Origin of the sequence: Pseudomonas sp. Sample_21 (assembly GCF_004307525.1) — a bacterium.
GTDB classification, from domain to species: Bacteria; Pseudomonadota; Gammaproteobacteria; order Pseudomonadales; family Pseudomonadaceae; genus Aquipseudomonas; species Aquipseudomonas atacamensis.
On record NZ_RCNZ01000048.1, the window covers coordinates 1 to 11,396 of the forward strand.

An 11,396-nucleotide genomic window follows, 5' to 3' on the forward strand; every position below is an offset into this window, starting at 1 on the left:
TTTCTTTGAGCGCTGCGCAGATTGCTAGGTTTTCACACAGTCTGACGATGGCCGGGTCTCGTACACGATATGAATTCCATGCGCCTATTTTGCGCCGCCGTTATCGCGACCGGTCTGGGCATCTTGATCTGAACCAGGATTGCCGGGTGGCGGATTCCAGTCCTCTGGTCGTTCGTCGGTACCTTGCTTTGGCTCAGAGTCAGCTTGCTCCAGGCCGGAGTCATGACCCTCGCCAGAATCAGGGGTTTGCTCGCTTGGACCCGGGTATGGGGCTTCAGGGCCATTGTTGTCGTCGATCATCATTCTCTCCCGTCAGTGGCGCAGGGGCTGCGCTTAATAAGTGAGAGGAGATCGGCGCACAGAGAGTGCTATTTGCTCGACGAGCGGACATTCTGACCAACCCAAACACTTGGTAGTGCGAGTCGCAGGCGTGATCGAGCAGCCCCGCGCATCTCAAACACATGAAAAAGGCCAATGCTGTGAACATTGGCCTAAGTCATTGAAAAATATGGTCGGGACGGAGTGATTCGAACACTCGACCCCTAGCACCCCATGCTAGTGCGCTACCGGACTGCGCTACGCCCCGACTGATGTTGCATCTCGCTCTTCACCTCGAAGAGCGCTCAAGAATATATCGCAAGCTTTTGAAAACTGGAAGTATTCAAACGCTGCTTTTTATTTCTTGAGCACCACCAGGACATCTTCCAATTCGGCAATCATCTGCCGAATCATCTGTTTGTACTGGGTGGTATCGTCTTTGGCTTCGTCGCCGGACAGACGCAGACGCGCGCCGCCGATGGTGAAACCCTGATCGTAAAGGAGCGCGCGGATCTGCCGGATCATCAGCACGTCCTGGCGCTGATAATACCGGCGGTTCCCGCGGCGTTTGACGGGGTTGAGCTGAGGAAACTCCTGCTCCCAGTAGCGCAGCACGTGTGGCTTTACGGCACACAGCTCGCTGACTTCACCAATGGTGAAGTAGCGTTTGCCCGGGATGACGGGTAGTTCGTCGTTATGACTTGGTTCCAGCATAAGCCTCAACTCGGGCCTTCAACTTCTGCCCTGGACGAAAGGTGACCACACGGCGAGCCGTGATCGGGATTTCTTCCCCCGTTTTCGGGTTGCGGCCAGGCCGCTGGCGTTTGTCCCGAAGGTCGAAATTGCCGAAACCGGACAATTTGACCTGCTCGTTGTCTTCAAGAGCGTGCCTGATTTCCTCGAAAAACAGTTCTACCAATTCCTTGGCTTCCCGCTTGTTCAGGCCCAGCTCTTCATACAGACGTTCCGCCATCTCAGCTTTCGTCAAAGCCCCCATACGTCACTTCCTTAACGTGGCGTTCAACCTTTGTTCGAGCGAGGTGAGGATATTTTGCGTCGTCGAATTCACCTCATCGTCATTAAGAGTGCGCGATGGATGCTGCCAGGTCAAGCCAACTGCAAGGCTTTTTCTATCAGGATCAATACCTTTACCCTGATACACGTCAAACAGCCTGAGCTCTGTGAGCCATTCGCCTGCATTTTCACGGATTACGTCCAGTACAGCCGAGGCCGCGACGTCTTTGTGCGCGATCAGGGCAAGGTCACGACGCACTTCAGGAAAGCGAGACAACTCGTGGAATTTCGGCATTTTACCGAGCGCCACTTCCGCCAGAACCAGCTCGAAGACGAACACCGGACGATCCAGCCCCAGCGCCTTCGACAGCTCAGGGTGAATTGCACCGATATAGCCTACCTCGCGACCTTCACGCTCGATGCGCGCGGTCTGACCCGGATGCAGCGCCGGGTGCTTGCCCGGAGCAAAGGTGAACGAATCGAGGGCACCGGCGAAACCCAGCACCGCTTCCACGTCAGCCTTCACGTCGAAGAAGTCGACGGTATCCCGACCCTGCGCCCAGCCTTCCGGCAAGCGACTCCCGCAAACTACCCCGGACAGCATCGGCTCTTGCTTCAAGCCTTCAAGCTGACCAACGAAGCGCAGGCCGCTCTCGAACAGACGCACGCGATCCTGCTGACGGTTGAGGTTGTGCTGCAACGCCTTGACCAGACCTGGCCACAACGACGAGCGCATGGCGGCCATATCGTTGGAGATCGGATTGGCCAGCAACAGCGGCTCGACACCTGGATTGAACAGTTCGAACTGACGCGGATCGATGAAGCTGTAAGTGATCGCTTCCTGATAACCACGAGCAACCAGCAGACGACGCAGCTCAGGCAGATCACTACGCGCTTCGGCCTTGGCCTGTGGCGCCAGACGCGCTTGCGGGTAGCGAACCGGCAGACGGTTGTAACCGTACAGGCGAGCCAGCTCTTCGATCAGGTCGACTTCCAGGCTGATATCGAAGCGATGGCTTGGCACTTCAACGCGCCATTGGCCTTCGCCATCAGCGGTAATGCTCAGGCCCAAGGCACTGAGCAGACGCTCGACCTGTGCCGAATCCATCTCCATGCCGAGCATCTGAGTGATGCGCTGCGCGCGCAGAGTGATCGGTGCAATCGATGGCAGATGTTGCTCGCTGACGGTCTCGATGATCGGACCAGCTTCGCCGCCAGTGATTTCCAGCAGCAGGCCAGTGGCGCGCTCCATGGCTTCACGGGCCAGCTGCCAGTCAACGCCACGCTCGTAGCGATGCGAAGCGTCGGTATGCAAGCCGTAAGAACGTGCCTTGCCGGCAACCGCAATCTGATCAAAGAACGCAGATTCGAGGAACACATCACGGGTGGTCGCGGAAACACCGCTGTGCTCGCCGCCCATGACACCGGCGATCGCCAGTGCACGAGTGTGGTCAGCGATGACCAGCGTATCGCTACGCAGGCTGACTTCCTGACCATCAAGCAGAACCAGCTTCTCGCCCTCTTCAGCCATGCGCACACGAATGCCGCCATTGATTTCGGCGAGATCGAAAGCGTGCAGCGGTTGGCCGAGCTCGAGCATCACGTAGTTGGTGATGTCGACGGCAGCGTCGATGCTGCGCACGTCGGCGCGACGCAGACGTTCAACCATCCACAGCGGAGTTGGCTTCGACAGGTCGACATTACGGATGACCCGGCCCAGATAACGCGGGCAGGCCGCTGGGGCCAGCACCTCGACCGAACGGACTTCGTCGTGTACCGCTGCAACCGCAGCCACCACAGGACGGGTTACCGGCACGGCGTACAGCGCGCCGACTTCACGGGCCAGACCGGCCAGGGACAGGCAGTCGCCACGGTTCGGGGTCAGGTCGACCTCGATGCTGGCGTCTTCCAGATCCAGATACACACGGAAATCTTCGCCCACCGGCGCATCGGCCGGCAGCTCCATCAGACCGTCGTTGCCCTCACCGACCTGCAGCTCTGCCTGCGAGCACAGCATGCCGTTGGACTCGACGCCACGCAGCTTGGCCTTCTTGATCTTGAAGTCGCCCGGCAGCTCTGCGCCAATCATGGCGAACGGAATCTTCAGGCCCGGGCGCACGTTTGGCGCTCCGCACACGACCTGGAAGGTTTCCGCGCCATTGCTGACCTGGCATACGCGCAACTTGTCGGCGTCCGGATGCTGCTCGGTGCTCAGCACCTCACCCACCACCACACCACTGAATACGCCGGCGGCCGGCGTAACGCTATCGACCTCAAGACCGGCCATCGACAGACGGGCAACCAGCTCGTCGCGATCTACCTGCGGGCTGACCCAGCCACGCAGCCATTGTTCACTGAATTTCATCCTGCTCTCCTAAGAATTCGTTACGACTAGCGAAATTGCGCGAGGAACCGCAAGTCGTTGTCGAAGAACAGACGCAAGTCGTTCACGCCGTAACGGAGCATGGCCAGACGCTCGACGCCCATGCCGAAGGCAAAGCCGGAGAACTCTTCCGGGTCGATGCCGGACATGCGCAGCACGTTCGGGTGAACCATGCCGCAGCCCATCACTTCCAGCCAGCCGGTCTGCTTGCAGACGCGGCAGCCTTTGCCACTGCACATCACGCATTCCATATCGACTTCAGCGGATGGCTCGGTGAACGGGAAGTACGAAGGACGGAAACGCACGGCCAGTTCTTTCTCGAAGAACACCCGCAGGAATTCTTCGATGGTGCCTTTGAGATCGGCAAAATTGATATCGCGATCAACCAGCAGGCCTTCGACCTGGTGGAACATCGGCGAATGGGTGATATCGGAGTCGCTGCGATAGACGCGGCCCGGGCAGACGATGCGGATCGGCGGCTGCTTCGATTCCATGGTGCGGACCTGTACCGGCGAGGTATGGGTGCGCAGCAACATGTTGGCATTGAAATAGAAGGTGTCATGCATCGACCGGGCCGGGTGATGGCCTGGGATGTTGAGCGCTTCAAAGTTATGGTAGTCGTCTTCGACCTCTGGGCCTTCGGCAATGCCGTAGCCAATGCGGGTGAAGAACTGCTCAACGCGCTCCAGAGTCCGGGTGACCGGGTGCAGACCGCCAGAGGTCTGGCCACGGCCCGGCAATGTCACGTCGATGGATTCGGCAGACAGTTTGGCAGCCAGCTCGGCTTCTTCAAACAATGCCATGCGCGCATTGAGAACGCCTGTAACACGTTCCTTGGCAACGTTGATCAGCGCACCGACTTGCGGACGCTCTTCGGCCGGCAGATTCCCCAGGGTCTTCATCACCTGAGTCAATTCGCCCTTCTTGCCAAGGTATTGAACCCGGATTTGCTCCAGGGCATTGATATCTTCAGCGCTTTGCACAGCCTCTAGTGCTTGAGAGACCAGCGCATCCAGGTTTTCCATGTACAGACTCCAGATACAAAATAGGGGAAGAGCTTGAAGGCTCTTCCCCTATTTATGACGTTTAACACCTGGCCCCACAGAGGTGAGGCCGGGTGACTGTCGGGGGTACTTAAGCCAAGGTGGCTTTAGCTTTCTCGACAATCGCAGCAAACGCCGCTTTTTCGTTCACTGCCAGATCAGCCAGAACCTTACGGTCGATCTCGATGGACGCTTTTTTCAGGCCAGCGATGAAACGGCTGTAGGACAGACCGTTAACACGAGCACCAGCGTTGATACGAGCGATCCACAGAGCGCGGAACTGACGTTTTTTCTGACGACGGTCACGGTAGGCGTACTGGCCTGCCTTGATTACCGCTTGCTTGGCAACACGGAATACGCGGGAGCGTGCGCCGTAGTAGCCTTTAGCAAGTTTCAGAATTTTTTTGTGACGCTTACGGGCAATGACGCCACGCTTTACACGAGCCATGAGTTACTTCCTCTATTCTTGACTAAATTAACGAAGGCGCAGCATGCGCTCGACTTTTGCCACGTCAGACGGATGCAGCAAGCTGCTACCGCGCAGTTGACGCTTACGCTTGGTCGACATTTTAGTCAGGATGTGGCTCTTGAAAGCGTGCTTGTGCTTGATGCCGTTAGCAGTTTTCAGAAACCGCTTGGCAGCACCACTTTTGGTTTTCATTTTTGGCATGTTCGGATACTCCGCATTCAGTTGATAAACATAATCAGAAGGCCTGCCGTGCCCTGTTGATTACTTCTTCTTTTTCGGGGCGATGACCATGATCAGCTGGCGTCCTTCCATCTTAGGATGCTGTTCGACCGAACCGTACTCGAGCAGGTCTTGTTCAACCCGCTTGAGGAGTTCCATCCCCAGCTCCTGGTGGGCCATCTCACGGCCGCGGAATCGCAAGGATACCTTGGCCCTGTCCCCGTCACTCAGGAAACGTACCAGGTTGCGCAGTTTTACCTGGTAATCCCCTTCCTCCGTCCCTGGACGAAACTTGATTTCTTTAACCTGAATCTGCTTCTGGTTTTTCTTCGCCGCGGCAATCTGCTTCTTCTTCTCGAAGATCGATTTGCCGTAGTCCATCACCCGGCAAACAGGCGGGACTGCATCTGCGGAGATTTCCACCAGATCAAGCTTTGCTTCTTCAGCGATACGAAGCGCTTCATCAATCGAGACGATGCCAATCTGCTCGCCATCAGCGCCAATTAACCGAACCTCGCGTGCCGAGATATTCTCGTTGATCGGGGCTTTCGGTGCAGCTCGTTTATCTTGTCTCATTTCACGCTTAATAATAATTACTCCGAATCTGGGCGACCACGCCGGGAAACCGCTTGCGCGAGAAACTCAGCGAACTGGGCGACGGGCATCGAGCCCAGGTCAGCACCTTCACGAGTACGCACAGCGACAGTCTGCATCTCGACTTCCTTATCTCCGATAACCAAAAGATAGGGAACCTTGAGCAAAGTATGCTCGCGGATTTTAAAGCCGATCTTTTCATTTCTCAAGTCGGACTTGGCACGAAATCCGCTTTCGTTGAGAGTTTTTTCAACCTCTGCAACAAAATCTGCCTGTTTATCAGTGATATTCATGATCACCGCCTGGGTTGGCGCGAGCCACGCAGGGAAGGCACCTTCGTAGTGCTCGATCAGAATCCCGACGAAACGCTCGAACGAACCGAGGATCGCGCGGTGCAACATCACTGGGTGTTTGCGGCTGTTGTCTTCGGAGACGTATTCAGCGCCCAAACGGACAGGCAGGTTAAAATCGAGCTGCAAGGTACCACACTGCCAGACGCGACCGAGACAATCTTTCAGCGAAAACTCGATCTTCGGCCCGTAGAAAGCACCCTCGCCCGGCTGCAGATCGTACGGCAGGCCAGCAGAATCAAGGGCCGCAGCCAATGCTGCTTCAGCGCGATCCCACAGCTCATCGGAGCCGACACGTTTTTCCGGACGAGTGGACAGCTTCATCTCGACTTCGGTAAAGCCGAAATCGCGATAGACGTCCATGGTCAGCTTGATGAACGCAGCGGACTCGGCCTGCATCTGCTCTTCGGTGCAGAAAATGTGCGCGTCGTCCTGGGTGAACGCTCTCACACGCATGATGCCGTGCAACGCACCCGATGGCTCGTTACGGTGACAGGCACCGAACTCGGCCAGACGCATCGGCAACTCGCGGTAGCTTTTCAGGCCCTGATTGAACACCTGCACGTGGCACGGGCAGTTCATCGGCTTGATGGCGTAGTCGCGGTTTTCCGACTGAGTGGTGAACATGTTGTCGGCGTAGTTGGCCCAGTGCCCGGATTTCTCCCACAGGCTGCGGTCGACGACTTGAGGAGTCTTGATCTCAAGGTAGCCGTTGTCGCGCTGGATCTTGCGCATGTACTGCTCGAGCACCTGGTACAGAGTCCAGCCGTTCGGGTGCCAGAACACCATGCCCGGCGACTCTTCCTGAGTGTGGAACAGGCCCAGGCGCTTGCCGATCTTGCGGTGATCGCGCTTCTCGGCTTCTTCGATGCGCTGGATGTATGCCGCCAGTTGCTTCTTGTCGGCCCAGGCGGTGCCGTAGACGCGCTGCAATTGCTCGTTCTTGGCGTCGCCACGCCAGTAGGCGCCCGACAGTTTGGTCAGCTTGAAGGATTTCAGGAAACGCGTGTTCGGCACGTGCGGACCGCGGCACATGTCAACGTATTCTTCGTGATAGTACAGACCCATGGCCTGCTCGTTCGGCATGTCTTCGACCAGGCGCAGCTTGTAGTCTTCGCCACGGGCCTTGAACACTTCGATCACTTCGGCGCGCGGAGTGACTTTCTTGATGACGTCGTAATCCTTCTCGATCAGCTGCTGCATGCGCTGTTCGATGGCCGCCATGTCTTCCGGCGTGAAAGGACGCTCGTAGGCGATGTCGTAATAGAAGCCTTCGTCGATGACCGGGCCGATTACCATCTTCGCGGTCGGGTACAGCTGTTTGACCGCGTGGCCAACCAGGTGCGCGCAAGAGTGGCGAATGATCTCCAGCCCCTCTTCATCCTTTGGCGTAATGATTTGCAGGGTCGCGTCGCTGCTGATGATGTCGCTGGCGTCGACCAGTTGGCCATTGACCTTGCCGGCGAGCGTGGCCTTGGCCAGACCTGCACCAATGGATGCGGCGACCTCGGCTACGGAAACCGGGTGATCGAATGAACGTTGACTGCCGTCGGGAAGAGTAATAGTTGGCATGGCGCCTCCTCTCCTAGTGGTGACCCCTACCAAAGGTCACGTGGGTTGGGATGAGCCAGTACAAGATCCGATCCAGGCCATTCAATGACGAACGCCTGCCTTACAGCGGCAGGAGCCTTGCGGCCAACCGGAAAACCGAACCAGAGTGACTGGGATTCAAATCGGAAAAATTCGCACGCCGACCGCTTCGGGACTGAAGGTCATCCGAAGCCTGAGAACGCTTGAGCCCGGCATGCTAGCACAGATGAGCGGTCGCTCACGCCCTGATTTGGCAGAAGGCGAAATGTCCGATTTTATGCCAGAGTGCTGAACTTGATCGGCCCTTGCGCCCTCAGATAACAAGACATTGACCCACAAGGAGCATCCTCGCATGCGTCTGAAAAGCTTATTCGCCGTCGTCGCCCCCGTCGTCCTGCTGCTGCCACTGAGCGCCCATGCCGACTGGCCGAAAGGCGAGCGCGAAAAGTACATGGCCCAGTGCACTCAGGCTGCGACCCAGCAAATCGGTGCTGCTGCGGCGAAATCCCACTGCGCTTGCGGAGCTGACGCCATCAAGTCCTATCCGGCCAGCGACATTCAGGCGCTGATGGACAACAAGGCGACTCCTGAATTGCAACAGAAAGCCCTTGGCCAGATCGCCAAATGCAAGGCAAATACCGCCCCGAAAAAATAAGAAAACCGGGTATTAATATCGGCTGAAAGGCGGAAAAAAGTGCTGGAAATGAGCCTTTTCAGACGATTTATGCAGGTTTTACAGGTTTTTTTATCGTCTTTACGTTTCGCTGAAAGCCTTCCAAACCGGGGCTTTCAGCAGAAACGGGTGGTAAAGAAAACACGACTGATTGGCAAACAGCACGTCCGGGGGGCTCCCAAAGCGAACATTTCGACTATGATACCCGGGTGTGCCCAGTTGGCCTGAGCAGCACAGTACTACTGAAAATATATGTTTCTTGGAGATACACCATGTCTAATCGCCAAACCGGCACCGTTAAATGGTTCAACGATGAAAAAGGCTTCGGCTTCATCACTCCTCAAGGTGGCGGTGACGACCTGTTCGTACACTTCAAAGCTATCGAATCCGACGGTTTCAAAAGCCTGAAAGAAGGCCAGACCGTCTCTTTCGTGGCTGAGAAAGGCCAAAAGGGTATGCAAGCTGCACAGGTTCGCCCAGAGTAATTTCTCGGCGCACTAAAAAAACCCCGTCCTGGTGACGGGGTTTTTTATGCCTGACACAAAAGGACTCAGCCGCAGTTGACGCGAGTAACTACCAGGTTGTTGTCGGTGTTCAGGTTCAGGCGATCGGAGCGGTATTCCAGGGTGATCATGTCGTTTGGCTTGAGGAAGCGCGCATTTTGCGCCCCAGCCTTGGCACGTGCCTGATCCAGCAATTCAGGGGATGCCTTCTTGCCGATGGCGAATTGCGCTGCCGATGCTTCGCAGCGGCTGTTCCCCGATTCAGCAGCCACGGGTTCCTTTGCCGACTCGCTGGAGGTTGTGCTGCAACCAGCCAACAGCGCAGCGGCCATCAGTGCACCCAGTGTCGCGAACTTCAAAGGCATGAAGCCTCCTTGTTTTCAAATGTTTAAGCAGAGATCGTGCGACCGCCAATGCGGCGTTTGGTTTCAAGGCTCAAGCCATGCCCTGCCCCACGAGCGGAAAAATGCCGAGTTTGCCTGAGCTGCGCGCGGCGACTCAGCAAACAATCGTGACTGAATATTAACGACCTCAATAAACGTCGATGTAGTCATACGGCGGATTCGGCCAGTTGTCCTTGAGCGCGTTGAAAATCTGCATCACCCAGACTTCATCGCTGGCTGCGACGTTGCCCACATAGCCGGAGCCCTTTGCCCAGGTTTCCAGGCGAAACAGCAGACCGTCGATATCCTGCCCACCGGTCACGGTGGACAGATAGGCGATGCCGTCTTTGGTCACGCGCAATTGGTTGTGTACGTCGTCACTGGCTGAGGCGAGCAATTGGCGCACGGCATCGAGTGTGAGGCCGTCAGGGCTATTCAGATCGATCTGCACAACAGGGTCCTTGGTAAGCCGGAAAAGACCAAGTGTCGCATAGCGCTCCGCTCATGCCTAAGTCGCAGTGCCAAACGCCGCGCAAAATGGTTAACTCGAAAAACAGACACCCCGACCTTTCGAGCCTCCTCATGACCAGTGTAAGCATCGACGCCGCCATCAACGCCAAATGGGCCGAAGGACACAGCTCTTACAGCCCCGGCACGACGGAAGAACTGGCGCTGATCGGCATCGATTTACTGGTCAAGGAGTTGGGGATAGAAGCGGCGCAGCATTTTATCAATCAGGTATTTGAACGCTATCCGATCGGCCAGGCCGAACAGCCGCAGTGAAAACCCGCAGGCAAACTGCCTGCGGGTCGACGACTTATTTCAGGCGTTTCAGGCGCTCGGTCAGCAGATCAAAGAATCCCTGGGCGTCGCCATTTTCGACCCAGAATGCATTCTTCGGCGCTTTCAGGCCGTCATACCAGTCAACGATGGTCTGGCCGAATGTCGGTCCTTCACGGCTATCCACGACGACGTTGACCGCCCGACCGGTAAACAACTCGGGCTTGAGCAGATACGCCACAACGGTGGCGTCATGCACCGGGCCGCCGGGAATGCCGTAGTGCTCCATATCGCCCTTGATGTATTCGTTGAGAATGTCGCCGACGATCTTGCTCGCATTGTTGTTCAGCGCGGCGATCTGCTTCAGGCGCGCGTCACTGGTCAAGATCTTGTGGGTCACGTCCAGCGGCAGATAGGTGAGTTTCACCCCGCTCTTGAGCACCACCTCGGCAGCCTGCGGATCGGCGAACAGGTTGAATTCAGCCACAGGGGTGATGTTGCCACCGTTGAAATGCGCCCCGCCCATGATCACCACTTCCTTGATGCCCTGAACGATCTCCGGTTCCTGGATCAACGCCAGAGCCAGGTTGGTCTGCGGGCCGAGCATGGCGATGGTGATGCTGTGCGGTTTGGCCGATTTAAGAGTGTCGATCAGATAATTGACCGCATTACCTTTCGCCAGGCCTTTCTTCGGTTCGTGAACCGTGACGCCCGACAAGCCTTCCTTGCCATGAATGTTCTCGGCGTAGATCGGCGTGCGCATCAGTGGCTTCGGTGCGCCAGCGTAAACCGGCACGTCTTCGCGCCCTGCCCATTCGCGAGCCAGCCGCGCGTTACGCGAAGTCTTGTCCAGGCGCACGTTGCCAGCGACGGTGGTCAAGGCTCGGATATTCAACTCATCCGGCGAAGCGAGGGCAAAGAGCAAGGCGACCACGTCGTCAGCGCCCGGATCGGTGTCGATGATCAGGTCGATCTTTTCCGCCGCCTGAGCGCCGGTCGCAGTTATCACGGACAAAAGCAGCAGACCCCGAAGCAGTTGATGGAGTTTTTCAGCATAGCGTTGCATAGCGCATTCCT

14 protein-coding genes and 1 tRNA gene are annotated in these 11,396 nt (G+C 56.9%); 3 read left to right on the top strand and 12 right to left on the bottom strand.

The window, feature by feature from the left end; translation table 11 throughout:
• Window positions 1-509: 509 nt before the first annotated feature.
• The 9 genes from D8U71_RS07010 to thrS form a co-directional block, all read right to left on the bottom strand.
• A tRNA-Pro gene (locus D8U71_RS07010) sits at window positions 510-586 on the bottom strand.
• Between the two features lie 89 nt (window positions 587-675).
• Window positions 676-1,032: a MerR family transcriptional regulator gene (locus D8U71_RS07015; RefSeq protein ID WP_003179985.1), complete on the bottom strand. Its 357-nt coding sequence runs from the start codon at window positions 1,030-1,032 to the stop codon at window positions 676-678.
• Complete coding sequence (gene ihfA / locus D8U71_RS07020; RefSeq protein ID WP_002553164.1) at window positions 1,013-1,315, bottom strand: integration host factor subunit alpha; 303 nt, start codon at window positions 1,313-1,315, stop codon at window positions 1,013-1,015. Before ihfA ends, D8U71_RS07015 begins: the two co-directional genes overlap by 20 nt.
• Window positions 1,316-1,318: 3 nt before the next feature.
• Window positions 1,319-3,697: a phenylalanine--tRNA ligase subunit beta gene (gene pheT / locus D8U71_RS07025; RefSeq protein ID WP_125926676.1), complete on the bottom strand. Its 2,379-nt coding sequence runs from the start codon at window positions 3,695-3,697 to the stop codon at window positions 1,319-1,321.
• Window positions 3,698-3,723: 26 nt separating this feature from the next.
• On the bottom strand, window positions 3,724-4,740 hold the full coding sequence (gene pheS / locus D8U71_RS07030) for a phenylalanine--tRNA ligase subunit alpha (protein ID WP_003226365.1): 1,017 nt from the start codon (window positions 4,738-4,740) through the stop codon (window positions 3,724-3,726).
• 109 nt (window positions 4,741-4,849) lie between these two features.
• A complete protein-coding gene (gene rplT, locus D8U71_RS07035) occupies window positions 4,850-5,206 on the bottom strand; it encodes a 50S ribosomal protein L20 (protein WP_002553161.1) in 357 nt (118 codons plus the stop codon).
• A 27-nt stretch (window positions 5,207-5,233) separates the two neighbouring features.
• Window positions 5,234-5,428 carry a 50S ribosomal protein L35 gene (gene rpmI, locus D8U71_RS07040; protein WP_002553160.1) on the bottom strand — a complete coding sequence of 65 codons (195 nt, stop codon included), beginning with the start codon at window positions 5,426-5,428 and terminating at the stop codon, window positions 5,234-5,236.
• A gap of 60 nt (window positions 5,429-5,488) precedes the next feature.
• On the bottom strand, window positions 5,489-6,040 hold the full coding sequence (gene infC / locus D8U71_RS07045; RefSeq protein ID WP_169432615.1) for a translation initiation factor IF-3: 552 nt from the start codon (window positions 6,038-6,040) through the stop codon (window positions 5,489-5,491).
• A complete protein-coding gene (gene thrS, locus D8U71_RS07050; RefSeq protein ID WP_024012407.1) occupies window positions 6,040-7,962 on the bottom strand; it encodes a threonine--tRNA ligase in 1,923 nt (640 codons plus the stop codon). The genes infC and thrS overlap by 1 nt, the downstream gene beginning before the upstream one ends.
• Window positions 7,963-8,332: 370 nt before the next feature.
• Here thrS and D8U71_RS07055 point away from each other — a divergent pair, with 370 nt between their 5' ends.
• Together D8U71_RS07055 and D8U71_RS07060 are read left to right on the top strand one after the other, a co-directional pair.
• Window positions 8,333-8,635 (top strand): hypothetical protein, encoded by a 303-nt coding sequence (locus D8U71_RS07055; protein ID WP_016774048.1) that lies wholly within the window; start codon window positions 8,333-8,335, stop codon window positions 8,633-8,635.
• Window positions 8,636-8,925: 290 nt separating this feature from the next.
• Window positions 8,926-9,138 carry a cold-shock protein gene (locus D8U71_RS07060; protein WP_003179963.1) on the top strand — a complete coding sequence of 71 codons (213 nt, stop codon included), beginning with the start codon at window positions 8,926-8,928 and terminating at the stop codon, window positions 9,136-9,138.
• A gap of 65 nt (window positions 9,139-9,203) precedes the next feature.
• On the opposite strand, the gene D8U71_RS07065 is transcribed toward D8U71_RS07060, so the two are convergent.
• Both D8U71_RS07065 and D8U71_RS07070 read right to left on the bottom strand, forming a co-directional pair.
• Window positions 9,204-9,521 carry an I78 family peptidase inhibitor gene (locus tag D8U71_RS07065; protein ID WP_016774047.1) on the bottom strand — a complete coding sequence of 106 codons (318 nt, stop codon included), beginning with the start codon at window positions 9,519-9,521 and terminating at the stop codon, window positions 9,204-9,206.
• Window positions 9,522-9,687: 166 nt separating this feature from the next.
• Window positions 9,688-9,990, bottom strand: coding sequence for a hypothetical protein (locus D8U71_RS07070; RefSeq protein WP_016774046.1), 303 nt, complete (start codon window positions 9,988-9,990; stop codon window positions 9,688-9,690).
• 131 nt (window positions 9,991-10,121) lie between these two features.
• On the opposite strand from D8U71_RS07070, the gene D8U71_RS07075 reads away from it, so the two are divergent.
• Window positions 10,122-10,322 carry a hypothetical protein gene (locus D8U71_RS07075; protein ID WP_016774045.1) on the top strand — a complete coding sequence of 67 codons (201 nt, stop codon included), beginning with the start codon at window positions 10,122-10,124 and terminating at the stop codon, window positions 10,320-10,322.
• 34 nt (window positions 10,323-10,356) lie between these two features.
• On the opposite strand, the gene D8U71_RS07080 is transcribed toward D8U71_RS07075, so the two are convergent.
• Window positions 10,357-11,385 carry a nucleoside hydrolase gene (locus D8U71_RS07080; RefSeq protein WP_016774044.1) on the bottom strand — a complete coding sequence of 343 codons (1,029 nt, stop codon included), beginning with the start codon at window positions 11,383-11,385 and terminating at the stop codon, window positions 10,357-10,359.
• Between the last annotated feature and the right edge of the window lie 11 nt (window positions 11,386-11,396).